The organism is Haloparvum alkalitolerans (assembly GCF_055381565.1).
This window is the reverse complement of sequence record NZ_AP043938.1, coordinates 2,488,804-2,512,265: the sequence shown is the minus strand read 5'-3', so window position 1 is coordinate 2,512,265 and position 23,462 is coordinate 2,488,804. Positions and strand designations below refer to the sequence as shown.

Below are 23,462 nucleotides of genomic sequence, written 5' to 3'. Positions count from 1 at the left end.
GACCGACCGCGGGTTCAGAAATGGAAGCGGAACCGACCGCGGGTTCAGAAACGGCCGTCGGCAACGGCAACCGGGGCGAGGGAAGCCCGGTCGGCGACCCGCGGTCGCGGTGTCGACTGGTCGTCCTCATCGTCGGCTTCGCGCTCCTCGATCACGTACCGCTGGCCGACCATCGGTTCCAGCAGGGCGTCCACGGGGGCGTACTCGTCGGTCAGCACCGGCACGTCGCCGGGGTCCTCTTCGGCGCGGTAGTTGCGTATCTCCTCGGACAGGTCGATGCCGATCTCCCGGCGCTCGTTGCGCTCGCGGAGGGTCGCCTGGCTCACGCGGTCGCCGTCCTTCGTCGCGACGAGTTCGATGTTCTGGACCGCGCCGGGCCCGGCGGTCGGGAAGGCGTACACCTGCGGGAACACCTCGCTCATCGTCGCGTACTCGGCGCGGTAAAACCGCGAGGCGGGGCCGCTCGGCGCGGAGATCAGGTTCGCGACCAGGATCCCGTCCTCGGAGAGTCGGTCGCTCGTCAGGGCCATGAACTCCCGCGTGGTGAGGTGGAACGGCACCTTGTCCTTCTTGTAGGCGTCGAGGACGATCAGGTCGTAGGTGGTGTTCGTCTCGCGGAGGAACTCCCGGCCGTCGCCCTCGTGGATCCGGAGGTCCTCGGACTCCTCGACCGTGAAGTACTCCTTCGCCACGTCGACGACGGCCGGGTCGATCTCGACCACGTCGACGGTCGCGTCGTACTCCGCGGCGAACCGCTTCGGGCCGGAGAATCCGCCGCCGCCGACGAACAGCACGCGGTCGATCTCGTCGGGGTCGTCCGCGAACAGGTACGGCAGGTGGAAGTAGCGCGTGTAGTCGAAGACGTGTCGCGTCGGGTCCGAGCGGTCCATCGCGCTGTGGCGCTCGCCGTCGAGGTACAGCGTCCGCGTCTCGGCGCCGTCGACGACCTGCAGTTCCTGGTAGGCGGTCTCCTCCTCGTGGATCACCTGCCCGGCGGGGGAGACGCCGACCGACCCGCTTCCGAGCGCGGCCGCCAGTATCACCAGCGCGCCGGCGACGGACAGCACGGAGTCCCGAGACGGCGAGGGAGCCACCAGCAGGGCCGCGGTCGCGACGAGGAGGGCGCCGAACGCGAAGCCGATGGCGTCGACGCCGAGCGCGGGCACGAGGAGGTAGGTCGTCCCGAACGCGCCGACGATGCTGCCCACGGTGCCGAGCGCGTAGACGTGGCCCGAGGCCTCGCCGATACCGTCCTTGTCGAGCAGTTCGGCGCCGTAGGGGCTGATGAACCCGAGCAGGTACGTCGGCGGACCGAAAAGCAGCACGACAGCGGGCAGCGACGCCGCGCGACTCGGCAGCGGGAGCGGGACCGTCGACCGCACGAGCAGGTCGCCCGCGAACACCAGCAGCGCGACCCAGAGTGCGGTCCCGAGCAGGAGCCGCGCCAGTCCCGCGCTGCTCGCCTCCCGGGCCGCGAGCCGGCCGCCGCGGTAGTAGCCCGCGGCCAGCGCCGCGAGGAACACGCCGATGATCGTCCCCCAGGTGTAGATGCTGCTGCCGAACTGGGGCGCGACGACGCGGCCCGCGAGGATCTCCAGTCCCATGCTCGCGACGCCGGAGACGAACACGGCGACTTCCGGCTTGCTGACGTTTCGGAGGGGAGAAAACCCCGGGGATGCCATCGCCTGAGGTGACGGCCGGACGGTGTTAAGCGTTGTCTCGATTCACCGGCCGCGGAGGATGCCGGCTCCGAAGCCTCCGCAGCGCCCTTCGTCACCCTTTTTGTACCGTGCGGCCGAACGGACGCGTATGTTCGGAGGCGGCGGGATGAACCCGCGCAAGATGAAGCAGATGATGAAGCAGATGGGCATCGACGTGACCGAGATCGATGCCGAGGAGGTCGTCGTCCGCACGGACGAGGAGGACCTCGTCTTCGACGCCCCGCAGGTGACGCGCATGGACGCGCAGGGGCAGATGACCTACCAGATCGTCGGCGAACCGGAGAGCGTCGCGGCCGGCACCGGCGGCTCCGGGAGCGGCGGCCAGTCCGCCATCGAGGGCGGCGACGGGACGGACGACGAGGAGGGCGGCCTGGAGATCCCCGACGACGACGTCCACATCGTCGCCGAGCGAGCGGGCGTTCCCGAGGAGGACGCCATCGAGGCGCTGGAGGCCGAAGAGGGCGACCTCGCGGCCGCCATCGCGCGGCTGGAGTGACCGACGCCGCCTACCTGCTGGTCCACGCGGACCGGGAGTACCTGCTGGAACCGGGCGAGGAGTTCGGCACTGACCTCGGCGTGCTCGAGGTCCCCGAGGACGTGACGGCGGGCGACACCGTCGAGACCCACCTCGGGGAGACGTTCGAGGTCCGCGAGCTTCGCGGCCCCGACCTGTTCGACCACCTCGAACGCACCGGGGCACCGATGATGCCCCGCGACATCGGCCTGCTGATCGGGCACACCGGCGCCTCGGCAGGCGACCGCGTGCTCGACGCCGGCACCGGGACCGGCATCCTCTCGGCGCACCTCGGGCGCATCGGCGCCGACGTGACCACCTACGAGAAGGACCCCGACTTCGCCGACGTGGCCCGCGAGAACATGCGGATCGCGGGCGTCGAGGACCGCGTCGACGTGCACACCGGCGACCTCGCCGAGGAGGTCGACGCGCTGGCCGAGGGCGAGGGGTTCGACCTCCTGACGCTCGACACCGCGGACGCGCCCGCGGTCGTGGAGCGCGCGGCCGACCTGCTCGTCCCCGGCGGCTTTCTGGCCGTCTACTCGCCGTTCGTCGAGGGGACCCGCGACGCCGCGATCGCGGCCCGCGAGGCGGACCTCGAGGGCGTCGAGACGCTGGAGACAATCCAGCGCGAGATGGACTTCTCCGACCGCGGTTCCCGGCCGTCGACGGCCGGCGTGGGGCACACGGGCTACCTGCTTTTCGCCCGACGCCCCTGACCCGTCGGGCGGTCCAGAACGGCTCGGCTGCGCTCCGTCGGTACCACGGCGGGGGAAAGATTATCTTCGCGCCGTGACAGGAACGGCCATGACCGTTCCCGAGGGCATCGCGGCCGCGCTCCGGGGCCGGCACGCGGTCGTAGCGACGGGCATCGACGAGCGACTTCTCCGGGCGGTCGTCGGAGCGATCCCCGACGACGGCGACGCGGACGCGAACGGAGTCGGAGGGCCCGACGAGGCCGTCGAGGCTCCCTGGCGCGTCGCCCTGCATCCGGCCGCCACCGGGGGGGTCGCCGACGAATTCGTCCTGTCGGCTCGGCTTCAGGGACTTCGGGAGACGGAAGCGCTCGACCTTCGCGTCGGCGCGGCGACCGATCCCGCCGTGTTCTCGGCCGACGGAACGGCGTTCGCGGTCGCCGGCCCGGCCCCGGAGCCGACGCTGCTGTCCGACGGCGAGCCGGCGGCGGCGCTGCGCGAGGCGGCGCTGGCGCGGGTCGACGCCGCCGAACCGTTCGAGGGGCTCGGACCGTCCCGAGCGGGTCTCCGCGGGAGCGCCCGCGAGGACCTCTCCGCCGCGTTCGCGGCGGAACTGGACGCGGCGGTGGCGGGCGCGGACCGTTTGGACCGCCGGGCGGATGCGAACGTGCTGGCCCTGTCACTCGTGGTCGGGGCGCGGACCGACCACCTGTTCGGGGACGTGCGCGAGTGGGCCGAACGCGCGGGGATCGCCGCCCGCGAGCAGTTCATCGCACCGCGAGACACGCTCGTCGATCGGGGGATCGTGAAGACGATCAAAGTCCCCGGCGACCGGGGCCATCCGCACTCCCGACTGCGCGTCGCCCACGCGGGGCTGGCCGACTGCGACCCGTCGGAGTTGGCGGAGGTGCTCGCGGAATCGCTCGCGGACGACGACCGCGGGGTCGCGGACGGCAGGGGGACCGGCGACGCCGAGTCGGACCGGACCCCGGTCTGGCGGCGGTGAGGACGGGGCGGCAGAACGGGGCACAGAACGCGGCCGAAGAACGAGGAGACAAAACGCGGCGACAGAACGGGACACAGAACGCGGCCGCAGAACGCGGCCGCAGAACGCGACAGAAGAACGGGCGCGGCGTGAGTCGAGTCGTCCGAACCCGCGTTCAGTGGTCGTCCTCGCGCCACTTGTGCTCGCACTCGGTGCAGACGAAGAACCGGGTCTCGGACTCGTCGGCCGACCGGATCTGCTGCATGTACCAGTAGGCGCGGTCGTTGCCACACTCCGGGCAGTGGACGGTCGTCGTCGGGAGGCCTTTGTCCTCGACGTCGCTGGTGTCGATTATCTCCGAGACCTCCTGTCCCTGGGTCGTCTCCATCGCTTCCTCCGCCTCCGGGTCGCGGCCCTTCTCGTAGCCGCAGGAGTCGCAGACCCAGTGGTCTTCCCCCTCCCCCGCTTTCATCATCGATCCGCACTCGTCGCAAAATTCCATGTCCGACCTAACCGGGGTTTCGTACTTAAGAGCCGGGATCCGAACCGCCCGAGAGAGCGCCCGATGGCGCGGTTCCGGCGGGTCGCCCTCGGACGGCAGTTGCCAGCGGCGTTGCCCGCGTTGCCAGCGACGTCGCCGACTCCGCAACGGTTACGGAACGGCCGCGTGCAGACACGGTCATGCCCGCTTCAGACTGGGGCGACTGGCTGCCGCGCGCCGTCGCGGAAGCCGACCCCGACACCGTCGCGCTGTGGTACCTCGGTTGCAACGGCTTCGCGATCAAGGGCTCGGAAGGCACCGTCCTCTGGATCGACCCCTACGTCGGCCTCGGTGACCCGCCGCGAACGGTCCGGATGATCCCGGTCCCGTTCGACCCCGAGGACGTGGAGACCGCGGACGCGGTGCTGGCGACCCACGAGCACACCGACCACGTCCACGGCCCCTCGCAGGCGCCCATCCTCGCGAACACCGACTGCGACCTGATCGCGCCCGACGACTCGCTCGCGGTCGCGCGCCAGGAGGAACACTGGACCGACGATTGGGAGGTGAGCGACGAGCAGTTCGTCGAAGTGACCGAGGGCGACAGCCTCCGCGTCGGCGAGTTCTCGATCGACGTGGTGGAGACGCAGGACGCCGACGCCACGCACCCGGTCGGCTACGTCATCGAGCACGAGTCCGGCACGATCTTCCACGGCGGGGACACGAAGCCCTCGCCGTCGTTCGCGGGGCTGGCTGAGTCGTACGACATCGACCTGGGCATCCTCGCGTTCGGGACCGTCGGCAACGTCCCCGACAAGGAGACCGGCGAGCCGGTCAGAACGAAGTGGTACAGCGACGAGAACGAGATCGTCGAGGCGGCCAGCGACCTCGAACTCGACCGCCTGCTCCCGACCCACTGGGACATGTGGAAGGGGCTCACCGCGGACCCGACCGCGCTCCACAGCCACGCCGCGAGCTTCGAGCATCCACGGACGCTGGAGATCGCGGAGATCGGCGACCGGATCGACCTCTAGTCCGCCAGTACCGGGAAGCGCCGCGTGGGGGAACCCTTTTCTCGCCTCCCGCGGACCGTCGAGTATGAGCGAGTGGGACCTCGACCTGCGTCACGCGGAGGACCAACTGGAGGAGGCCGGGGGGTCGGGCAGCGTCGTCCTCGGCGTGCTCGACGGCAGTACCGAGCCCGAGGAGTGGGTCCGCAACGTCGAGTACGGCAACGTGCTCGTGCTCTCCATCGAGGGCGACCTCAACGAGCTCGCGGCCGGATTCGCCCGCCAGATCCGCGACATGGGCGGCGAGCTGATGCACTTCCGCGGCTTTCTCGTCGTGACGCCGCCATCGGTCGACATCGACAGCGACCGGCTCTGACGAAGGGTTCGATCACGACCGCCGGCCGGGGTTTATCCGGGAGCGACCCCAACTTTCGGCAATGAGCTTCAAGGGGTCCGGCACGACGGCCGTGCAACCGATCGACCGCTACGAGAGCGGGGTCGGCTGGATCGCGTATCCGAACGAGGAGATGGAACGCGCCAGCCACGCCGTCGCGGTGCACGACGAGGAGTCCGACACCGGCGAGCCCGACGTGTGGGTGTTCGATCCCGTCGACGGCGAGGACGTAGACGACCTACTCGCGGATCTGGGGTCCGTTGCGGGCGTCGTGCTCGGGCTCGACAGACACAAGCGCGACGCCGCGGCGGTCGCACGGAGACACGACGTCGCCGTCCACGTCCCCGAGTGGATGACCGGGGTTCAGGCGGACCTCGACGCCCCGGTCGAGCAGTTCGGTCGCCGCCTCGCGGACACCGGGTTCCGAACCCTCCGAGTCCGTAACTCGTCGGTCCCGCCGTGGCAGGAGGCGGCCTTCTTCGACGGCGAGACGCTGATCGTCCCCGAGGCGGTCGGTACCGCCCCGTTCTTCCGGGTCGAGGGAGAGCGACTGGGCGTCCACCCGATGTTGCGCGTCGTCCCGCCGCGGACGGTCCTCGGCGGACTCGACCCCGATCGCGTTCTCGTCGGCCACGGCGAGGGGATTCACGAGAACGCCACCGAGGCGCTCCGGGAGGCCCTCTCCGGCTCCCGCCGGTCCGCCCCGCGGCTGTACGCGAAGACCGTGCGGTCGCTCCTGGGTGTCTGAGATGGTCCACGTCACCGCGGACCTGCTCGCGGTCCTGCTGGAGGACGCCGCCGACGCCGCCCCGGGGTCCGTCAGCATCCGGCTCACGCCGACGCCGGCGGGCGAGTTCGACGCCCACCAGCCCGAGGTCGCGGACCTCGATCCCTCGACGCCCGTTCTCACGCACTTTCGGCTCGCGGCCGCCGGGAACACCGTCTCCTCCATCTTCGGCGTGGAGATCGGCACGCCCGCTGACGGGGGCGGCGCGCGGTTCGTCTCGCATCCCGACGGCGACGCGACGCTGACCGAGGCCGACGACCTCGCCGCGGTCGTGCTCGTCGCCGTCCCCCCGTGGACGCCGGAGGACGTGACGGCCTACGACCGCGCGGGAGAAGAACTGGACCTGACCGTCGTCGATGCGGCGCCGCCGGAAGAGTCGCTCCCGGAGTGAGGGGGGTTCCGAGCCGGCAGACGGCCACCTACTGAAGGTAAGCGGGGTCCTCGCCGTCACACGCCGTCTCGTGGTCCGCGGCGTCCTCCCGCTCGCCGAACAGCATCCCGCAGACCTCACACGCGTACCACGTCGAGCCGTTCTTCTCGGTAGTCGTGACCATGTCTCGACATGCGCCCGCGGACGCCTTGAGGCTATCCCCCGTCGCGCCGGGGGATTCTCACGGCCCGCGCGGAGCGGGCAAGCGTAAAGTCCCGTCCGGGGAAAGCGTGAGCCATGAGCGACACAGCGGGTATCGAACTCACGGTCCGCGCGGCCGAGAAGCGCGACGCCGGTCGGGGGATCGCCCGCCTCCCGGACGCGGCCCGGCAGCGCCTCGGCGTCCTGAGCGGCGACACGGTCCGAATCGAGGGCGACCGCGCCACCGTGGCGAAGGTCTGGCCCGGCGGCGCCTCGGCCGGCGAGGGCAGCGTCCTCGTGGACGCGGACACGCGCGCGAACGCCGGCGTGAAGGTCGGTGACACCGTCCGCGTCACCGCCGTCGAGGTGAACGACGCGACCACCGTCACGCTGCGCGCGCCCGACGCGCTCGCGACCGTCGACGTGAGCCGCGACCGCGTCGAGGAGGTGCTCGCGCGCGATCTCCGCGACCGCCCGCTCCGCGAGGGCGAGTCGGTCCACGTCGAGCGACTCGGAGGCCTCCGGTTCTCCGTCGCGGACACCAGCCCCGAGGGGACGGTTCGCGTGACCGACAGGACCGACGTGCGCGTCGTCGGTGCGGAGCGCGGCAGCGCGGGCGAGGGCGTGCCGAGCGCGTCCCCGCCGCCCTCGACGGGATCCGACCGTCCCGACTCCCCGCCGGACGGAGGGACGGCGGACGGTCGCGGCGGGGGCGGCGGCGCGGCGACCGGTCCGTCCGAGCCCGCGACCGGGTCGGCCGGGTCGGCCGGGTCCGGCGACGGCGCGGACGAGGAGCGCGTCGGCGCCACCTACGAGGACATCGGCGGGCTCGACGAGGAGCTGGAGCTCGTCCGCGAGACCATCGAACTGCCGCTCTCGGAGCCGGAGGTGTTCGCCCGGCTCGGCATCGACCCGCCGAAGGGCGTCCTGCTGCACGGGCCGCCGGGGACCGGCAAGACGCTCATCGCGCGCGCGGTCGCCAACGAGGTCGACGCCGCGTTCTTCACCGTCGACGGGCCGGAGATCACCAGCAAGTACAAGGGCGAAAGCGAGGAGCGCCTCCGCGAGGTGTTCGACCGCGCGGCCGAGAGCGCGCCCGCGATCGTCTTCTTCGACGAGATCGACTCCATCGCCGGCAAGCGCGACGACGCCGGCGACCTGGAGAACCGGGTCGTCGGCCAACTGCTCTCGCTGATGGACGGGCTGGACGCCCGCGAGGACGTGATCGTCATCGGCGCGACGAACCGCGTCGACAGCCTCGACCCCGCGCTCCGCAGAGGCGGCCGCTTCGATCGCGAGATCGAGATCGGCGTCCCCGGCGAGGCCGGCCGCCGGCAGATCCTCGACGTGCACACGCGTCGGATGCCGCTGGCCGAGGACGTGGACCTCGACCGGCTCGCCGCGCGCACCCACGGCTTCGTCGGCGCGGACCTCGAGAGCCTCGCACAGGAGGCCGCGCTGACCGCGCTCCGGCGCGTTCGCGAGAAGGACGCGCAGGCGGACCTGACCGGCATCGAGGTGACGCGCGCCGACTTCGAGTCGGCACACGCCGCGGTCGAGCCGAGCGCGATGCGCGAGCACGTCGCCGAGACGCCGGAGACGGACTTCTCGGACGTGGGCGGGCTCGCCGACGCGAAGCACAAGCTCCAGCGCGCGGTGACGTGGCCGCTCTCGTACGGCCCGCTGTTCGAGGCCGCCGACGCCGCGCCGCCTACGGGGATCCTGCTGTACGGGCCGCCCGGGACCGGCAAGACGCTCCTCGCGCGCGCCATCGCGGGCGAATCGGGCGTCAACTTCGTGCAGGTCGCGGGGCCCGAACTGCTGGACCGCTACGTCGGCGAGTCCGAGAAGGCGGTCCGCGAGGTGTTCGAGCGCGCCCGACAGGCCGCGCCGACGATCCTCTTCTTCGACGAGATCGACGCCGTCGCGACCGACCGCGACCGCGGCGGCGACTCCGGCGTTGGCGAGCGCGTCGTCTCGCAGCTGTTGACGGAGCTCGACCGCGCCGCCGACAACCCGAACGTCGTCGTGCTGGCGGCGACGAATCGCCGCGACGCACTCGACCCGGCGCTGACCAGACCCGGCCGCCTCGAGACCCACGTCGAGGTGCCGAACCCGGACCGCGAGGCGCGACGGAAGGTCCTCGAGGTGCACACCCGGGAGAAACCCCTCGCCGAGGACGTGGACCTCGACCGCCTGGCCGGCGAGACGGAAGGCTACTCGGGCGCCGAGTTGACGGCGGTCGTCCGCGAGGCCGCCCTGCTGGCGATCCAGGACGTGACCGACGAGCACGGCGAGGCGGCCAACGAGCACGCCGACGCGGTGCGCATCCGCGAGGACCACTTCGAACGGGCGGTCGAGACGGTGGAGACCAGCCGGCGCTAACCGAGAGCCCTCGCCCGATTCATCTCCATCAGCACCTCCGGCTGCACTCACGGCGGGAGTCGCTCGTTATTCCTGAAAAACGTCTGGGGGAGTGCGGTGCGGTTGCGGTCGCGTTGCGGTGCTGTCGGCGCGCGCCGCGGCGACCCTGTGTCGCCGCGACCGCGCGAGGGAGGGCTGGACGCGGCCGCGATGCGGTGCGGTTCCGCGGCCGCGTCCAGCCCGAGGCTGGGGAGGCGTGAGGCTGCTGTGCGGTGTGGTTGCGGTGCTGTTGCGGTGCGGGGTGGGACTGAAAGGGGCAGCCGGCTCGGTCCCGCCCGGACGAAGTAAGCACTCGCGGCGGGCGTTGCTGAGAGACGCGAGCGCGCAGCGAGGCCCGGCGGGTCGAGCCGGCTGGGGCTTTCTGGGTGTTGCTGTCCCGATCAGCAGGATCAACAGCAGTTCCAGATCAGTATGAGGGAGAGCCGGCTGGGGCTTTCTGGGTGTTGCTGTCCCGATCAGCAGGATCAACAGCAGTTCCAGATCAGTATGAGGGAGAGCCGGCTGGGGCTTTCTAGGTGATGCTGTCCAGATCAGCAGGAGCTACGACGGAAACAGACCCGTCTCGCGCGGACCCCTCGAAGTAGACTCAAACCTCCCGCACGTACTCCGCGTCCGTCACCGTCTCGCCGAACAGGTCGCTCTCGCGTTCCTCGTACAGCGAGAACCCCCGCGAGCGGTAGAAGGCGCAGGCACGGTCGTTCTCGGCGAGCGCGATGGCGTGCACGCGGTCGTAGCCCGTCTCACGACACGTTTCCAAAAACGCCGACAGCAGGGCGCTTCCGACGCCGTCGCCCCACCGATCCGGACGGACGTAGATGGAACCGAGGTGGATCCCGCGACCGTCCTCCCCGGCTTCCCGACCGGCGCTGGCGTAGCCGACGATGTCTCCGGCTCCGGCTCCCACGACCAGAAACGTCCGTTCGCCGTCGACGCGCTCGCGAAGGACCGCCTCGTCGTACCACGCATCGAGTGCGCGGTCGATCGTCTCCTCGCGGAGGAGGTCCGCGTACGCTGTTCGCCAACAGGTCTCCGCGACGGCCGCGATCCGGGGGTCGTCGGCCGGCGCGGCGTCGCGAACGGTCACGCGGTCGGTCGCGGGATCGCGCACGTCCGGAGCGGAGGTCGAGCATTGAAAAGCGTTCGCCGTCCGGCGAAAGTGGTCTCGGGGAGGGACTTCGGCGCCCGTTCCGGCGCAACCGGCGCGTCGAAGCCGCAATCGGCGCGTTACGGTCCCGACCCCCACGTCATGCGTGGCAGACACACGCATTCCGCGCGGAACCGTGCTTCTTAAGGGTGAAACGGCTGTTGTTCAGCCCATGAGCGACCAAGAGCAGGCCGACGCGGCCGACGACGCCGAAGAGGCCGAGAGCGAGGAAGCGACGGAAGAAGAGACCGGCGGCCTGCAGGACGGCGACTTCGTGCGCATCGCCTACACGATCCGCACGGTCGACGACGGACAGGTCATCGACACGACCGACGAGGAGACCGCCGAGGAGGCGGAGATCGACACCGAGGAGTACGAGTTCGAGCCCCGCATCATCGCCATCGGCGCGGGCCACGTCTTCCCGTCGGTGGAGGAGGCGCTTATCGGCCAGTCCGTCGGCGACACCGGCACGATCGAGATCCCGGCCGCCGAGGCGTTCGGCGAGTTCGACGAGGAGGAGGTCAAGACGGTCAAGGCCGACAAGATCCCCGAGGACGACCGCTATCCCGGCGCGCAGGTCCAGATCGACGGCGAGCAGGGCCGCCTCGAGACGATCATCGGCGGCCGCGCCCGCGTCGACTTCAACCACCCGCTCGCGGGCGAGGACCTCGAGTACGAGTACGAGATCCTCGAGGAGGTCGACGACCGCGAGGAGCAGGCGGCCGGCATGCTCGGCATGTACCTCCAGGAGGCCCCCGAGGTCCGCATCGAGACGGTCACCGAGGAGGAGGAGGTCACCGTCGAGTCCGACGACGAGGACGGCGAGCCCGAGACCGAGACGCAGGAGGTCGAAAACGAGGTGCTGTACATCGAGGCCACGCCGCAGATGACGATGAACCAGCAGTGGATGTTCTCGAAACAGCAGATCGCGCAGGACCTCATGCAGCGCCTCGACCTCGACAAGGTCATCGTCGAGGAGGTCATCGACGGTGGCGGCATGGGCGGTCTCGGCGGCATGATGGGCGGCATGGGCGGCGGCGCCGGCGGCGCCGACATCGAGGAGGCCCTCGAGGAGGCCGACGTGGACGCCGACGAGCTCGTCGAGGAGCTCGACGAGGAGTAACCCAGTAACCCCGCGGTCGCCCGGACGCGCCCCGACCCGCGGCCGGGGCCGTCCGCCCGCACCCCGTCGCGAACCGAGATCTTTTGAACGGTCACGTGCCGTAGCCACGGGCATGGAACTCGACCGCGCCCGCGAGGACGTGTTCGTCGCCGCCGTCGCCGCGCTCGGCACCGTCGCCGTGACGCTCGCGGTGCGGTTCGGCGGGCTCGCGGACCCCGGCATCCTTGTCAGGCTCGCGCCGCTTTTCGTCTACTTCCTGTACCTGTTCACGCGGTCCGGCCTGCCGGACCTGCGGTACGACACCGCGCGGAACTGGGCGCTCGCGGCCGTCCTCGTCGCGCTCGCGGCGCTCGGCTACGCGGTGACGCTGTAGGGGACCGGCGCCGGGAGCGGGGACGGGGCGGGCTGACCGCGGTCAGGCGATGTCCCGGCTGGTGTCGATCCGGACGCTCTCCTCGAGGTTCAGCTTCATCGGCTCGTCCAGCGATCCGCCGCCGCGGAACTTCGGGACCGCGAGGCGGTTGATCACCTCGGTCGGCGTCACCTCCGTCTGGAGGTCGAACACGACGTCGGCGACGTGTTGGGTGATGTCGCGGTTGTTCGCCACCTCCTCGCCCTTCAGGGCGTGGAGGTAGGCGATGCCGCCGGTGTTGACCATGTGCGTCTGGAGCTCGTTGAGGAACCGCCGGTAGCGCGAGGGCTCGCTTCGCTCCAGCGGGTCGACGGGGTCGAGGATCAGGTTCGCGCCGTCGGGCAGCGTCGACACCAGCCCGTTCGCCTGGTCGAGCGCCGTCGCGCCCTCGAGTTCGCGAACGGTCGGCGCGTCGGCACCCGTGCGCTTGAACCCGTCGCGGACCGCGCTCTCGGACCGGACGCTGGTGAGGTACAGCGTTCCGCGCTCGGCGGCCAACTCCGAGAGGAACAGCTCGGACTGGCTCGCCGGCTCCGCACAGAAGGCCACGACGGTCCCGGCCGGAAGCCCGCCGCCGAGGCGGCGGTCGAGAACGGAGATCCCGGTCGGGAGTCTGTTCATGGGCCTCACAAGGACTTCCAGCGTTAATTGTCTATCGGGAGCCAGTGTCAGACCTCCGTCCGACAACCGCCGAGAACCGGGCGAGCGGCCGATCGCCACGAGCGGCCGCTCGGTCGCGACCGCCACGGATCGATCGCCGCCGATCGATCGTCGGTCAGTCGAGCGACGTCGCCGCCTCGGCGTACGCCGCCCGCGGACCCGACCGACCGAGAACGGGCGCTGGAACCGGCGGAACGGCGGTCAGTATCGGACAGCCGAGGAGGTCGGCGACCCCGGAGAGTCGCTTCCGAGCGCGGACGAGCACCGTCCCGACCGGCGGCGCATCGAGCGCGCGGGCGAGCGCCGCGGTCTTGACCGTATCCCGAAGCGCAGGCGCGGAGAGCGGCGTCACCAGTACCGACGCGTCCGCGATCCGGAGCGGCGCCGCGGCGTCCGGTGCGGCCCCGGCCGGACAGTCGAGCAGCACCGGATCCTCGCCGCCGAGGCGGTCCGCGCGCGAGAACACGGCGGCCGGGTCCGGATCGACCGAGGTACGGGGTGCCGGAACGACCCGCACCGAGCGGGTCGCCTCGGTCGGGGGCGGTGCGTCATCGCCCCCTGGAACCGCGAGGGGGAATTCTCGCGGCACGGCGTTCGCGGCCGCCGTGAGCGCCGCCGCAGTCGGATCGCGGTCGACGCCCGCAAGCGCGTGCAGGTTCGGGAGATCCCAGTCGGCGTCGACGACGGTCGGAGTCCCCGGCAGTGCCGCCGCCAGCCCGAGCGCGGTCGTCGTCTTGCCGGCGCCGCCCTTCCCGCCTGCGATGGCGATCATGGGCGGTGTGGCGCGCTATCGGACAAAAGGGTCGGGACGGAAAGCGACGGTGCGGTGAGGCGGGCCTGGAAAAGCGAGGGGCAAAGCGGAGCGCCGAACCGACCGGCGCGCCGAGCGTCGTCAGTCCTGACAGCAGCCGCCGGCCTGGCCGCCGAAGTCGACGTCGAGCGGCGCGGAGATGGCCTCGTTGACCGTCTCCAGCGTCTCGTCGAGCTCCTCCTGCGCCTCGAGGAACTCGCTCATGACCGGCATGGAGTGGAGCTCCTCCTGTGCGCTCTGGACCTCGTGGAGGTCGGACTGCGTGGCCTGTCCGCTGCCGCGAGCGGCCATGAACTCCTCGCGGAGGCGCTCGAACTCCTCGATCTGCGCCTGGACCTCCTCGTCGCGCTGGACCGCCTCGCGGGCTTCCTCGAAGCGCCGGTACTCCGGCGTCTTCGCGATGCGTTCGCCCAGTTCGCGACCGAGGTCCTCGATGGTCACCTGTTCCGCACTCATGGTTTCGGGTTCGGCCGCGATCCGTTTGAAGGTGCCGAAAGGGGTCGGTGCGGCCGGGGATCGGTCGCTGTGCGGCCGACGCTCGGTCGCGGTAGCCTCGTCGGCGAAACGCTTGTGTCCCGTCGAACCAACCGTGTACCGTGCCACCAGTCCCCGCGGACGTGCTCGCGCGGCGGTTCCGACGCCTCTCCGCGAGCGACCGCCGACGCTTCCTCGCGGCGCTGTGGGCGGCACGCGGGTACGACACCGAAGTCTCCGAGGACGGCATCGTGCGGGCGACGACGGGCGGGCGCACCGTCCGCGTCGACGTCGCCGGGCTGCTGTCGCCGGCGTCCCCCGAAGCGGACGTCGTCGTCGGTACTCGATCCTCGGACCGACTCCGGCGGCGCGCCACGGAGGCGGACGCCGAGTTCCTCGACCCCCACGACCTGCGCGACATGCTGTGCTTCGGCGTCGACCGCGCGGAGGGGATTCGGGTCGGCGAGGAACGCCTCGGACTCGACCCCTGGGTCGATCCTGAACCGGCGACTGCGACGGGGAAGTCGGTCCCACGCCGCATCGCGGTCGTCGCGGTGCTGCTGCTCGCGGCGGCGACGCTGCTCGCGGTGTCCGGCGTGGGCGTTCCGCTCCTCGACGGCGCGGGCGGCGGCGGCGCGGAGTTCGGAACGCCGGGCCCGGCCGGGGAGACGACCGTCGTCTCGACCGCCGCATCCGGGGAGAACAGCGTCGCGGGAGACCCGTCGAACGCGAGCCTCTACTCGCCGGGGCTGAACGCGTCGGGAGTCTCGAGCGTTTCGACGGTCGTCGGGACGCACCTCTACCGGACGCAGCAAGCGCCGCGGAATCTCTCGATGACGTACGTCGGCCCGGCCGAGGACCCCCTGCTCGCCGGGGTCGTCCGGCACGAGTCGACGGCGTCGATCTACACCGCGGAGCGGTTTCTGCTGTCGGCGCGCAGCTACGAGACGAACGGCGAGAACGCGACGCCGACCCGCACGACGGACGCGTGGGCAGACGGCGAACGCGTCCATCGGCTGACGAACGGAACCGTCGCGGAGCGCCGCTACGGGACGCGACCGCTCGGCGAGTACTCGCTCGTCGACGCCTACGAGTCGTTCGTCGTCGACCGCCTCCGCGAACTGCTGACGGCCGAGGAAACGACGGTCAGTACGTCGAGCGACCGCGAGAACTCGCTCGTCATCGTGACCGGAACCGGGGCCTCACACGGCCTCGCCGTCAACGCGACCGACTACCGCGCTACCGCCTTCCTCACGCCGCAGGGACGGCTCGTTCGCCTGACCGTGAGCTACGTCCACGCGCCGACCGGCGCCGAGGTTCGAGTCGACGTGGCGTACAGCGATTTCGGCACCGTGTCCCCGCCGCGCGAGCCCGACTGGGTGACCGAGCCGCGGTGGGAGTGACACCGGCACTGACCGCGCGGTATCGGTCCACCGGCAGCGGCCACACCGACGTCAGTAGTGCTCCTCGACGAACGCGACCAGGTCGGCGAGCTCGTCCGGGCCGATGCCGTGGCCGGCCTGGTACGTCTCGAAGGTCACGTCCGCTCCGACCTCCCGGAGTCGCTCCGCGGCCGTTTCGGCGCGCGTGACCGGAATGACGCGGTCCCCCTCGCCGGCGCCGACGAACACCGGTGCGCCCTCGATGTCGTCCGGATCGAGGTCCGCGTGGCTGTCCGCGAGATACCCGTGGAGCGCAGCGACCCACCGGTAGCGGCCGGGGTTCTCCAACAGGAGGCTCATGCTGGTGATCGCGCCCTGACTGAACCCGAGCAGTCCGAGGCGGTCGGGATCGAGGTCGAACGCCTCGACCGCCGCGTCGACGCTCTCGGCCACCAGGTCGAGGCTCCGTCGGAACTGCTCGGCGTGGGGCTGGCTCTCGTGGAGCCCCCCGCCGGACAGGTCGAGTTCGTACCACGTGTAGCCGCCCTGCAGGCGGTCGGGCGCACGCAGGCTCACGACGTGCATGTCGTCGGGGAGTTCGCGCGCCACCGGCAGCAGGTCCTCCTCGTCCGCACCGCGGCCGTGCAGCACGAAGACGGCCGGGGCGTTCGCGGGCGCGTCGTCCGGCGCGACGTGGATGTGGGTCAGCGGGATCTCCGCATCGGTCTCGCTCATGGGTCCCGTTCGGACGCACGGGGCATGTCGGTGTCGCTCGCGGAAACGGGCTGGTGTCGCTCGCGGAAACGGGCTGGTGCCGCTCGCGGAACCGCCCGTCCGTCGCAGTCCGGGGCCGCTCTCGTGTCGGTCGCGATCCCGTGCGGTTCCGGCAGTTCTGGGGCCATAAATGCCGCAAAAACGGTTCGAACGGATCGAACGAACCGCAACGGTCGGCCCGCTTGAAGTGGTGTGCGCGCACCGTCGGAAGCATGGAGTGGGACGGGTCGGTCGTCGTGGCGGTGGAGAACGAGCGGACGCGCCGGCGCATCGAGACCGCGCTGTCGGACCGCGAGATAGAGGTCCGCGATCCGGCCGAGTGGTCGGTGGGCGACGAGCGCGCGCGACCGGGCGTCGCCGTGGTCGAGGCGGACGCCGCGCCGCAGTGCGACGACGGGACGGGTCGGGACGACGCGACGAGTCGGGACGACGCGGACGACGCGGACGACGCGGACGACGCGGCGGACCGGGACGGGGGAGGCGACGCGGTGGTGGTGGTGACCCGCGGGACGGCCGACGACCGATGCCGGACGCTCTCTCGTCCCGTCGGCCCCAACGTGGTTCGTGCAGCCGTCGACCGTGCGGCGCGGCGCGTCGCTTACGCCGAGGGGCTCGACGCGTTGGCGACCGCCGCGACGACCTCGGCGCGGACGGGGGACGACACCGCGGGTTCCCAGGTGCCGTCGGCCGGGTTCGCTCCCACCGCCGCCCGGCTCGATGAGGTCCTCGCGGAGTTCGACCACGAGGACTTCGTGGCCGCGTTCCGAACCGCGGTTGGCGAAGCCCACTGAACGGCGGGGAGGCTCGCGCCGCCGCGGGACCGAGTCGCGGCGAGGATCGACCGCGGGGTCGGGGCGCCCGGGTCCGACCGCGGTCCGAGCCCGACCGCGGTCCGAGAGAACGTCTGTCCGAGAGCGTGAGGCGGTCGCACGGCGGCGCACGGAGCGCGCTACTTAACCGTCGCGGGTCGCAAGTCGGGGGCATGAGCGGTGGGTCCACGGAAGGCGATCTCACGAAGACCGGGATGGCCCTGAAACACGACCGAGAATGGGACTACGAACTCGAGCGCATCCTCGAGGAGATCGACGAGCGCGACGCGACGAAGGTCGGGCTGCAGTTCCCCGAGGGGCTCAAGCGCCGCGGCCCGAAGGTGGCCGACGACCTGCGCGAACTGGCGCCCGACGACGTGACGTTCATGTTGTCCGGCCAGCCCTGCTACGGCGCCTGCGACCTCGACACCTACCTGATGCGGCGGACCGACGTGTTCGTCCACTTCGGCCACACGCCGATGAAGGAGTCGGACAAGATCATCTACGTCCCCCTGTTCTCCAACGTCGACCCCTTCTCGATCATGGAGGAGTCGCTGGAGGAGCTCGCGGACCCCGACGACGACCCCGACGTGGGCCTCGTGACGACGGCCCAGCACATGAACCGGTTCGAGGAGATGACGGAGTGGCTGGAGGAGCGCGGCTACGAGGTCCACACCCGGCGCGGCGACGACCGCCTCACGAAGGAGGGACAGGTGCTCGGCTGCAACTACGCCTCCGCGGACATCGACGCCGACCAGGTCCTGTACGTCGGCGGCGGGAAGTTCCACCCCCTCGGGCTGGCGATGGAACACCCCGACAAGACCGTCGTCATCGCGGACCCGGTCAACAACGTCGTGAAGATCGCGGACCACGAGAAGTTCCTCAAGCAGCGCTACGGCGCCGTCCACCGCGCGATGGACGCCGAGAAGTGGGGCGTCATCTTCTGTACCAAGATCGGGCAGGGGCGCTGGGAGCAGGCCAAGGAGATCGTCGACAACAACGACGACGCGTACCTGATCACGATGGACGAGGTGACGCCGGACCGCCTGCGCAACTTCGACATGGACGCGTTCGTCAACACCGGCTGCCCGCGGATCACGACGGACGACGGCCCGCGGTTCCACAAGCCGATGTTGACCCCAGGCGAGTACGAGGCCGCGATCGGGGAGCGCCCCCTCGACGAGATCGAGTTCGACACGTTCCACGGCACCTGGTAGGCAGGTCGCCGCCGTCTTCGACCCTCGAGAGACGCGTTTTCTCCGCAGTTCGAGTTCCGTAACGCGCGGTTCCGAACGCCGTCCTGTCCGCAGAACCACGGCACTCCGGAGGGGAACTTTGAAGAATCCGGTGGGAGAGTAGCCGGACATGGTCCCCCTCTCCATGCTGACGGACCTCCCGGTCGCCGCCGCCGCGGTGCTGGGACAGACACAGCCACCGACCGGACCCACCTCGCCGACGGCGGGGCTGGAGTGGCACATCCGGTTGGCGATCAGCTTCGTCGTCTCGTTCGTCGTGAGCGCGGTCGTCGCGGGCATCGTCTACGGCGTCAGTCCCGGCTTCACCGAGGACGGCGTCCGCGAGGTCCGCGAGGACCCCGTGGGCACGTTCCTGACCGGCCTGATCGCCAACGTGGTCATCATCATCGCGGCGGTGCTTCTGTCGATCACCGTCATCGGCCTGCTGGTGGTGATCCCCGGGATATTCGTGCTGATCTTCCTCGGGATCGCGGGCAACGCGGTCGGCACGATCGCGCTCGGCGCGGCGCTCACCGCGAACGGCGCCGGCGTCGGGGAGGCGGGGAAGTCGATCCTCGTCGGCGCCCTGACGCTCGCGGTCGTCGGCCTTATCCCCGTGGTCGGCGGGATCTTCTCGTTCCTCGTCTCGACGGCCGGCTTCGGCTACGTGATCAACTACCTGCTGGAGCGCCGCCGCGAACGCAAGAACGGCGGGGCCTCGTCGGACGCCCCGAGCGCCGGCGTCTGAACCGGCGGGCGCTTTTGCCGGTCCCGGCGGTCGACGCTGCGACGGTCGCCGGATCAGGCGTCGCCGTCGGACTGTCCCGGCTCGCCGACCGCCTCGACCGGGAGCACGTTCTGAAGGGCGTCGAACAGGTCCCCCGGGTCGTCGAACGCGTCCGGATTCGTGTCGTCGACCAGTTCGCCGAGGTTCGCCTGTCCGTCGGCGAAGGTGATCGTGACCTCGTGGAGCTGGACCGCCGCCTCGTCGCGATGGACCGGGTACGACAGCTCCGCGAGCCGGTTCTGCACCCTGCTTAGTTTGATAGTTTCTCCCATACTCATGTGTTTGACACCCCGCCACTTAGCTTCGCTGGCGTTCGCGGGCGCTCGCGGCGAGTGCGGGTCCGCGTTTCGGTCCTCGCAGCGGCCGCTCCGCATCGCACCCCGCAGCGGCCGCTCCGCATCGCACCGGCCGCGTCGGCTTCAGAAGGGCCTTTACCCGACCCGTCGAATCGGGGCGTAGATGGGCCTCCCTCTGCCGTCGTTCGTCACGGACACGGACCGGCGCGTGATCGTCCTCGCGCTGGCGCGAATGGTCGGCGCAGTCGGTAACTCCTTCCTCATCGTCGTGTTGCCGCTGTACATCGCCAGCGAGGCGGTCGACGTGGAGGCGCTGCTCGGAACGACGGTCGGAACCGGGGCGCTCGCGGTCACGCTGACGGAGCCGCTACTGATCGGCGTCGTGCTCTCGCTGTTCGGCTTCCTCAACAGCCTCTCGCAGCCGTTCACGGGGCGCCTCTCCGACCGCATGGGGCGCCGCAAGCCGTTCATCCTCGCGGGGATCGCGCTCCTGGGCACCGCGAGCGGGCTGTACGTGCTCGCGTCGAACTACTACGCGCTCGTCGTCCTGCGAGCGCTGCAGGGGCTCGGCGCGGCGCTTACTATCCCCGCGACGGTCGCGCTCGTCAACGAGTACGCCGCCTCCGCGAACGAGCGCGGCGGCAACTTCGGCGTGTTCAACACCTTCCGACTGATCGGCTTCGGCTTCGGGCCGGTGCTCGCGGGCGGGGTCGTCTCCGCGGGCCCGTACGACCTCGGCGTCGTGGGCATCGACCTCGTCGTCTCGGGCTTTAACGCCGCCTTCGTCGCGGCGTGTGCGGGCGCGTACCTCTCGTTCGGCCTCGTCGCGCTGCTGGTCAACGACGCCGCCAGCTCCGCCGAAGCAGCCGGCGACGACCTCTCGGTCCGGATCCGGGGCGAGGGGCAACTGCTCGACCCCGTGTTCGCGCTCGGGCTGGCGACCATCGCGATGGGGATCTGCATCGCGCTGTACGCCACGCTGCAGGTGCAGGTGAACGCCCGACTCGACCAGGCGCCGGTGTGGTTCGGCGCGCAGTTCGCGGCCGTCACCATCTCGAACGTCCTCCTCCAGGTGCCGGTGGGCCGCGCTGCCGACCGGATCGGCCGACGGCCGTTCCTGCTGGCGGGCTTCGCGCTGTTGATCCCCTCGACGCTGCTGCAGGGGGTCGTGCTCTCGCCGGTTTCGATGATGGCCGTTCGGCTCGTGCAGGGCGTCGCGGTCGCGTTCGTCTTCGCGCCCTCGCTGGCGCTGGCGGGCGACCTCGCACGCGAGGGCGAGTCCGGGTCCACGCTGTCGATCCTCACGATGGGGTTCGGCTTCGGCGTCGCGCTCGGCCCGCTCGTGTCCGGGTTTCTCGTCACCGGGTCGTTCCTGGCGCCGTTCGCGCTCGGTGCGGTCCTGGCGGTGGTCGCGCTCGCCGCGGTCGTGACCCAGGTCGAGGAGACGCTGGATACGGACGGTTCCGAGAGCGAGCCGGCGGGTGGATAACCGGGGGCAGGGGAGAGGCACCCCGAAATCGGTACCGTAGATGTCGACGCGCGGCCCCCGACCACGCCGGCATCGAAACCCGGATGGGGGCGGCACGCCTCCGCACGATAAATGGAACGCGGCGCCATCGACATCGCCGACCTCGACGGGGCGTTCGACCTCCAGTCGACGGTCGAGAGCGGACAGAGCTACCTGTGGGACCGCGCCGACGGCGGGATGTACGAGCGGACGGCCGCCCACGGCGGCGACCACTGGTACGAGACCGTCGTGCCGCCGATCGACGGCGTGACCGACGAGCGCGCGGTCGTCCGCGTTCGGGAGGTCGGCGGGCCGCGGGAGGGAACCCTCGAGTGGGAGTCGACGGTCGACGCGGTGCCCCTGTTGACGCACCTGCTCAGGCTCGACGACGACCTGGACGCGATACTCGGGGAGACGCCGGATCTACCCCTTCTGAGCCGGGCGTACGACGCCTACGAGGGGATGCGGCTCGTCCGCGACCCGCCGTTCCCGTGTCTGATCTCGTTCATCTGTTCGGCGCAGATGCGCGTCGAGCGGATCCACGGCATGCAGCGCGCGCTGGCTGAGGCGTACGGCGATCCGGTGACGCTCGCCGGGGAGACGTACGAGGCCTTCCCGACCCCGGAGCAGTTGGCTGCGGCCGGCGAGGCGGCGCTGCGCGACCTCTCGCTCGGCTATCGCGCGCCGTACGTCGAGCGGACCGCGGAGATGGTGGCGACCGGGGAGGCGCACCCGAGCGAGGCGGCCGGACTGTCCTACGAGGAGGCCCGCGAGTCGCTCACCCGGTTCGTCGGCGTCGGCGACAAGGTGGCCGACTGCGTGTTGCTCTTCTCGCTCGGCTACCTCGAGGCCGTACCGCTTGACACGTGGATCCGCTCGGTCATCGCGGACCACTACCCCGACTGCGACCGCGGCTCCTACGCCGAGACGTCGCGAGCGATCCGTCAGCAGTTCGGCGGCGAGTACGCCGGCTACGCGCAGACGTACGTGTTCCATCACCTCCGGTCGGGCGGGGAGTAGCCGGCGAGAGAGAGGAGGGGCGGCCCCGAATGAGGCGAGTGCGATCCGGGGGCGAACCTTCATGCCCTCGGGTGCGGTACCACACCACACAAATGGACCGTCGCGTGGTCGTCGAGGCTGCCGTCCCCGTCTACGACGTGGAGACCCCCGAGGAGGCGATCCGCATCGCCATCTCGAAGACGGGCGAGATGCTGAACCCCGACCTCAACTACGTCGAGATCGAGATGGGGTCGCGGAGCACGCCGGAGGGAGAGTCGCTGCCGCCCGCGTTCATCGCGGCCGACGAGGCGCTCGTGGCGCTGGAACTGGAGATGACGGTGTTCAACGTCGACCGCGACGAGCACGCGAGCCGGATCGCGCGCAAGGAGATCGGCCAGCGCCTCCGGGACATTCCGCTGAAAGTTCTCCGAGTCGAGGCCGTCGACGACGCGAACGAGAGCGAGTCCGCGCAGGCTCTCGCGGACGAGACGGGCGAGACGGGCGAGGCGGGCGAGGCGAACGAAGCGGACGAAGCGGAAGACGATGCGATAACCGGAGACGAGTGAGTGCTCGGTGACGGACGAAGCAGGCGGTCTCCGGGCCGCGTCGGGCGCGCGCGGACGCGTCGCTACGCGGTGTGAGTATCGCCGAGGAGTGTCCTCGAAGTGTTCAGTCGGCCGTCGGGGCCAGCGGTTCGGACTCCGCGTCTCCCATCGGTGCCGTGATTCCCTTCGCGAGTTTGAAAACAGCCGCCTTGTGGTCGGTCTTCGATTTGTGGATGGATGTCGGCTTGACGCCCATCGTCTCGTACTCCTCGAGCGCGAGGTCCTCGTCCCAGTCCTCACACTGCTGTCGTACCTCGGCAAGAAGACCGTGAAGGTGAATGAGTTCCTGCTTCTTCATGAGCAACCTCGAATAACGACCGGAGGGTTATATTACTATCCTGAGAACCGTTATCATGCATTACCCTCAAGAACCCCGATATCCGCCGCGAACGGAGGTTTCCGTCCGATAGCCATGAACGCTTAACAGCTTCCGGGCGTATCCTTCGGGCATGGAGTACGACGATCAACTCGACCGCGCGCTGGAGGAGACGCCGGACATCGACCAGCAGGCGAGTCGGTTCGAGATACCGGACCCCGAGGTTCGGTCGGAGGGACACGAGACGGTCTTCGAGAACTTTCAGGACGTCGTCAACCGACTGGACAGGAACGAGGACCACGTCCTCCAGTACCTGCAGGGGGAACTGGGGACGAGCGCCTCGATCGACGAGAAGGGGCGCGCCCGGCTCACCGGCGACTTCCGCCGGAGCCGCATGGCGGACACCGTCGAGGAGTACGCCGAGGCGTACGTCTTCTGTCCGGAGTGCGGGCTCCCGGACACGCGACTCGAGACGCAGCAGGGCGCGAAGGTCATCAAGTGTGAAGCCTGCGGCGCGATCTCGCCCACCGGCGAGTGAGCGGCCGC

General features: G+C 70.6%; 27 protein-coding genes and 1 pseudogene. 18 read left to right on the top strand and 10 right to left on the bottom strand.

From position 1 onward, the window contains the following. Positions 1–44: 44 nt before the first annotated feature. Positions 45–1,682 carry a spermidine synthase gene (locus tag ACZ432_RS14760; RefSeq protein ID WP_426964157.1) on the bottom strand — a complete coding sequence of 546 codons (1,638 nt, stop codon included), beginning with the start codon at positions 1,680–1,682 and terminating at the stop codon, positions 45–47. Between the two features lie 127 nt (positions 1,683–1,809). Here ACZ432_RS14760 and ACZ432_RS14755 point away from each other — a divergent pair, with 127 nt between their 5' ends. From ACZ432_RS14755 to ACZ432_RS14745, 3 genes are all read left to right on the top strand, one after another. Continuing rightward, on the top strand, positions 1,810–2,217 hold the full coding sequence (locus tag ACZ432_RS14755; RefSeq protein ID WP_426964155.1) for a nascent polypeptide-associated complex protein: 408 nt from the start codon (positions 1,810–1,812) through the stop codon (positions 2,215–2,217). Further along, complete coding sequence (locus tag ACZ432_RS14750; RefSeq protein ID WP_426964154.1) at positions 2,214–2,954, top strand: methyltransferase domain-containing protein; 741 nt, start codon at positions 2,214–2,216, stop codon at positions 2,952–2,954. The genes ACZ432_RS14755 and ACZ432_RS14750 overlap by 4 nt, the downstream gene beginning before the upstream one ends. A gap of 88 nt (positions 2,955–3,042) precedes the next feature. Further along, positions 3,043–3,936 (top strand): hypothetical protein, encoded by an 894-nt coding sequence (locus tag ACZ432_RS14745; protein ID WP_426964152.1) that lies wholly within the window; start codon positions 3,043–3,045, stop codon positions 3,934–3,936. A 154-nt stretch (positions 3,937–4,090) separates the two neighbouring features. On the opposite strand, the gene ACZ432_RS14740 is transcribed toward ACZ432_RS14745, so the two are convergent. Continuing rightward, positions 4,091–4,417: a transcription factor S gene (locus tag ACZ432_RS14740; protein ID WP_426964151.1), complete on the bottom strand. Its 327-nt coding sequence runs from the start codon at positions 4,415–4,417 to the stop codon at positions 4,091–4,093. 179 nt (positions 4,418–4,596) lie between these two features. Between ACZ432_RS14740 and ACZ432_RS14735 the strand changes: the two genes are divergently transcribed. From ACZ432_RS14735 to ACZ432_RS14720, 4 genes and pseudogenes are all read left to right on the top strand, one after another. Next, complete coding sequence (locus ACZ432_RS14735; protein WP_426964149.1) at positions 4,597–5,430, top strand: MBL fold metallo-hydrolase; 834 nt, start codon at positions 4,597–4,599, stop codon at positions 5,428–5,430. A 64-nt stretch (positions 5,431–5,494) separates the two neighbouring features. Continuing rightward, positions 5,495–5,779 (top strand): annotated as a pseudogene (locus tag ACZ432_RS14730) (DUF5779 family protein); the annotation flags it as partial. Between the two features lie 64 nt (positions 5,780–5,843). Next, positions 5,844–6,548, top strand: coding sequence for a hypothetical protein (locus ACZ432_RS14725; protein WP_426964148.1), 705 nt, complete (start codon positions 5,844–5,846; stop codon positions 6,546–6,548). 1 nt (position 6,549) lies between these two features. Continuing rightward, positions 6,550–6,978, top strand: a complete 429-nt coding sequence (locus ACZ432_RS14720) for a hypothetical protein (protein ID WP_426964146.1) — start codon at positions 6,550–6,552, stop codon at positions 6,976–6,978. Between the two features lie 28 nt (positions 6,979–7,006). Here the strand turns inward: ACZ432_RS14720 and ACZ432_RS14715 are convergent, their stop codons facing one another. Next, positions 7,007–7,141: a DUF7128 family protein gene (locus tag ACZ432_RS14715; protein ID WP_426964145.1), complete on the bottom strand. Its 135-nt coding sequence runs from the start codon at positions 7,139–7,141 to the stop codon at positions 7,007–7,009. 113 nt (positions 7,142–7,254) lie between these two features. Between ACZ432_RS14715 and ACZ432_RS14710 the strand changes: the two genes are divergently transcribed. Further along, positions 7,255–9,543: an AAA family ATPase gene (locus tag ACZ432_RS14710; protein ID WP_426964144.1), complete on the top strand. Its 2,289-nt coding sequence runs from the start codon at positions 7,255–7,257 to the stop codon at positions 9,541–9,543. A gap of 625 nt (positions 9,544–10,168) precedes the next feature. Here the strand turns inward: ACZ432_RS14710 and ACZ432_RS14705 are convergent. Beyond that, complete coding sequence (locus ACZ432_RS14705) at positions 10,169–10,690, bottom strand: GNAT family N-acetyltransferase (protein ID WP_426963818.1); 522 nt, start codon at positions 10,688–10,690, stop codon at positions 10,169–10,171. 208 nt (positions 10,691–10,898) lie between these two features. Here ACZ432_RS14705 and ACZ432_RS14700 point away from each other — a divergent pair, with 208 nt between their 5' ends. Both ACZ432_RS14700 and ACZ432_RS14695 read left to right on the top strand, forming a co-directional pair. Beyond that, positions 10,899–11,849: an FKBP-type peptidyl-prolyl cis-trans isomerase gene (locus ACZ432_RS14700; protein WP_426963819.1), complete on the top strand. Its 951-nt coding sequence runs from the start codon at positions 10,899–10,901 to the stop codon at positions 11,847–11,849. 112 nt (positions 11,850–11,961) lie between these two features. After that, on the top strand, positions 11,962–12,222 hold the full coding sequence (locus tag ACZ432_RS14695; protein WP_426963821.1) for a hypothetical protein: 261 nt from the start codon (positions 11,962–11,964) through the stop codon (positions 12,220–12,222). Positions 12,223–12,264: 42 nt separating this feature from the next. Here ACZ432_RS14695 and ACZ432_RS14690 read toward each other — a convergent pair whose 3' ends face one another. The 3 genes from ACZ432_RS14690 to ACZ432_RS14680 all read right to left on the bottom strand — a co-directional run bounded on the left by ACZ432_RS14690 (position 12,265) and on the right by ACZ432_RS14680 (position 14,188). Further along, a complete protein-coding gene (locus ACZ432_RS14690; protein WP_426963823.1) occupies positions 12,265–12,882 on the bottom strand; it encodes an RAD55 family ATPase in 618 nt (205 codons plus the stop codon). 154 nt (positions 12,883–13,036) lie between these two features. Beyond that, complete coding sequence (locus tag ACZ432_RS14685) at positions 13,037–13,693, bottom strand: MinD/ParA family ATP-binding protein (protein WP_426963824.1); 657 nt, start codon at positions 13,691–13,693, stop codon at positions 13,037–13,039. Between the two features lie 120 nt (positions 13,694–13,813). Continuing rightward, positions 13,814–14,188 carry a YlbF/YmcA family competence regulator gene (locus ACZ432_RS14680; RefSeq protein WP_426963825.1) on the bottom strand — a complete coding sequence of 125 codons (375 nt, stop codon included), beginning with the start codon at positions 14,186–14,188 and terminating at the stop codon, positions 13,814–13,816. A 140-nt stretch (positions 14,189–14,328) separates the two neighbouring features. On the opposite strand from ACZ432_RS14680, the gene ACZ432_RS14675 reads away from it, so the two are divergent. Further along, the gene (locus tag ACZ432_RS14675) at positions 14,329–15,609 is read left to right on the top strand and encodes a hypothetical protein (protein WP_426963826.1); all 1,281 of its coding nucleotides are present in this window, start codon (positions 14,329–14,331) and stop codon (positions 15,607–15,609) included. Positions 15,610–15,660: 51 nt separating this feature from the next. Here ACZ432_RS14675 and ACZ432_RS14670 read toward each other — a convergent pair whose 3' ends face one another. Continuing rightward, complete coding sequence (locus ACZ432_RS14670) at positions 15,661–16,323, bottom strand: alpha/beta hydrolase (RefSeq protein ID WP_426963827.1); 663 nt, start codon at positions 16,321–16,323, stop codon at positions 15,661–15,663. Between the two features lie 251 nt (positions 16,324–16,574). On the opposite strand from ACZ432_RS14670, the gene ACZ432_RS14665 reads away from it, so the two are divergent. The 3 genes from ACZ432_RS14665 to ACZ432_RS14655 all read left to right on the top strand — a co-directional run bounded on the left by ACZ432_RS14665 (position 16,575) and on the right by ACZ432_RS14655 (position 19,154). Next, positions 16,575–17,153, top strand: a complete 579-nt coding sequence (locus ACZ432_RS14665; protein ID WP_426963828.1) for a hypothetical protein — start codon at positions 16,575–16,577, stop codon at positions 17,151–17,153. Between the two features lie 191 nt (positions 17,154–17,344). Next, the gene (gene dph2, locus ACZ432_RS14660) at positions 17,345–18,388 is read left to right on the top strand and encodes a diphthamide biosynthesis enzyme Dph2 (protein WP_426963829.1); all 1,044 of its coding nucleotides are present in this window, start codon (positions 17,345–17,347) and stop codon (positions 18,386–18,388) included. 148 nt (positions 18,389–18,536) lie between these two features. Beyond that, complete coding sequence (locus ACZ432_RS14655) at positions 18,537–19,154, top strand: DUF8173 domain-containing protein (RefSeq protein ID WP_426963830.1); 618 nt, start codon at positions 18,537–18,539, stop codon at positions 19,152–19,154. A gap of 53 nt (positions 19,155–19,207) precedes the next feature. Here the strand turns inward: ACZ432_RS14655 and ACZ432_RS14650 are convergent, their stop codons facing one another. Continuing rightward, positions 19,208–19,465, bottom strand: coding sequence for a DUF5789 family protein (locus ACZ432_RS14650; RefSeq protein ID WP_426963831.1), 258 nt, complete (start codon positions 19,463–19,465; stop codon positions 19,208–19,210). A 187-nt stretch (positions 19,466–19,652) separates the two neighbouring features. Here ACZ432_RS14650 and ACZ432_RS14645 point away from each other — a divergent pair, with 187 nt between their 5' ends. From ACZ432_RS14645 to ACZ432_RS14635, 3 genes are all read left to right on the top strand, one after another. After that, complete coding sequence (locus ACZ432_RS14645; protein WP_426963832.1) at positions 19,653–20,978, top strand: MFS transporter; 1,326 nt, start codon at positions 19,653–19,655, stop codon at positions 20,976–20,978. A 111-nt stretch (positions 20,979–21,089) separates the two neighbouring features. After that, positions 21,090–22,016: a DNA-3-methyladenine glycosylase family protein gene (locus tag ACZ432_RS14640; protein ID WP_426963833.1), complete on the top strand. Its 927-nt coding sequence runs from the start codon at positions 21,090–21,092 to the stop codon at positions 22,014–22,016. Between the two features lie 92 nt (positions 22,017–22,108). Then, positions 22,109–22,561, top strand: coding sequence for a DUF555 domain-containing protein (locus tag ACZ432_RS14635; protein WP_426963834.1), 453 nt, complete (start codon positions 22,109–22,111; stop codon positions 22,559–22,561). 103 nt (positions 22,562–22,664) lie between these two features. On the opposite strand, the gene ACZ432_RS14630 is transcribed toward ACZ432_RS14635, so the two are convergent. Then, the gene (locus ACZ432_RS14630; RefSeq protein WP_058366744.1) at positions 22,665–22,898 is read right to left on the bottom strand and encodes a UPF0058 family protein; all 234 of its coding nucleotides are present in this window, start codon (positions 22,896–22,898) and stop codon (positions 22,665–22,667) included. Between the two features lie 151 nt (positions 22,899–23,049). Between ACZ432_RS14630 and ACZ432_RS14625 the strand changes: the two genes are divergently transcribed. Continuing rightward, positions 23,050–23,454, top strand: coding sequence for a translation initiation factor IF-2 subunit beta (locus ACZ432_RS14625; RefSeq protein ID WP_058366743.1), 405 nt, complete (start codon positions 23,050–23,052; stop codon positions 23,452–23,454). The last annotated feature ends 8 nt before the right edge of the window (positions 23,455–23,462 follow it).

Coding starts and splice junctions, on each gene's coding strand:
- ACZ432_RS14650 (WP_426963831.1), bottom strand. CDS start 19,465: ATGGGAGAAACTATCAAACTAAGCAGGGTGCAGAACCGGCTCGCGGAG.
- ACZ432_RS14710 (WP_426964144.1), top strand. CDS start 7,255: ATGAGCGACACAGCGGGTATCGAACTCACGGTCCGCGCGGCCGAGAAG.
- ACZ432_RS14745 (WP_426964152.1), top strand. CDS start 3,043: ATGACCGTTCCCGAGGGCATCGCGGCCGCGCTCCGGGGCCGGCACGCG.
- dph2 (WP_426963829.1), top strand. CDS start 17,345: ATGAGCGGTGGGTCCACGGAAGGCGATCTCACGAAGACCGGGATGGCC.
- ACZ432_RS14630 (WP_058366744.1), bottom strand. CDS start 22,898: ATGAAGAAGCAGGAACTCATTCACCTTCACGGTCTTCTTGCCGAGGTA.
- ACZ432_RS14655 (WP_426963830.1), top strand. CDS start 18,537: ATGGTCCCCCTCTCCATGCTGACGGACCTCCCGGTCGCCGCCGCCGCG.
- ACZ432_RS14670 (WP_426963827.1), bottom strand. CDS start 16,323: ATGAGCGAGACCGATGCGGAGATCCCGCTGACCCACATCCACGTCGCG.
- ACZ432_RS14725 (WP_426964148.1), top strand. CDS start 5,844: ATGAGCTTCAAGGGGTCCGGCACGACGGCCGTGCAACCGATCGACCGC.
- ACZ432_RS14635 (WP_426963834.1), top strand. CDS start 22,109: ATGGACCGTCGCGTGGTCGTCGAGGCTGCCGTCCCCGTCTACGACGTG.
- ACZ432_RS14680 (WP_426963825.1), bottom strand. CDS start 14,188: ATGAGTGCGGAACAGGTGACCATCGAGGACCTCGGTCGCGAACTGGGC.
- ACZ432_RS14760 (WP_426964157.1), bottom strand. CDS start 1,682: ATGGCATCCCCGGGGTTTTCTCCCCTCCGAAACGTCAGCAAGCCGGAA.
- ACZ432_RS14720 (WP_426964146.1), top strand. CDS start 6,550: ATGGTCCACGTCACCGCGGACCTGCTCGCGGTCCTGCTGGAGGACGCC.
- ACZ432_RS14695 (WP_426963821.1), top strand. CDS start 11,962: ATGGAACTCGACCGCGCCCGCGAGGACGTGTTCGTCGCCGCCGTCGCC.
- ACZ432_RS14715 (WP_426964145.1), bottom strand. CDS start 7,141: ATGGTCACGACTACCGAGAAGAACGGCTCGACGTGGTACGCGTGTGAG.
- ACZ432_RS14645 (WP_426963832.1), top strand. CDS start 19,653: ATGGGCCTCCCTCTGCCGTCGTTCGTCACGGACACGGACCGGCGCGTG.
- ACZ432_RS14690 (WP_426963823.1), bottom strand. CDS start 12,882: ATGAACAGACTCCCGACCGGGATCTCCGTTCTCGACCGCCGCCTCGGC.
- ACZ432_RS14735 (WP_426964149.1), top strand. CDS start 4,597: ATGCCCGCTTCAGACTGGGGCGACTGGCTGCCGCGCGCCGTCGCGGAA.
- ACZ432_RS14665 (WP_426963828.1), top strand. CDS start 16,575: ATGGAGTGGGACGGGTCGGTCGTCGTGGCGGTGGAGAACGAGCGGACG.
- ACZ432_RS14640 (WP_426963833.1), top strand. CDS start 21,090: ATGGAACGCGGCGCCATCGACATCGCCGACCTCGACGGGGCGTTCGAC.
- ACZ432_RS14685 (WP_426963824.1), bottom strand. CDS start 13,693: ATGATCGCCATCGCAGGCGGGAAGGGCGGCGCCGGCAAGACGACGACC.
- ACZ432_RS14755 (WP_426964155.1), top strand. CDS start 1,810: ATGTTCGGAGGCGGCGGGATGAACCCGCGCAAGATGAAGCAGATGATG.
- ACZ432_RS14700 (WP_426963819.1), top strand. CDS start 10,899: ATGAGCGACCAAGAGCAGGCCGACGCGGCCGACGACGCCGAAGAGGCC.
- ACZ432_RS14740 (WP_426964151.1), bottom strand. CDS start 4,417: ATGGAATTTTGCGACGAGTGCGGATCGATGATGAAAGCGGGGGAGGGG.
- ACZ432_RS14625 (WP_058366743.1), top strand. CDS start 23,050: ATGGAGTACGACGATCAACTCGACCGCGCGCTGGAGGAGACGCCGGAC.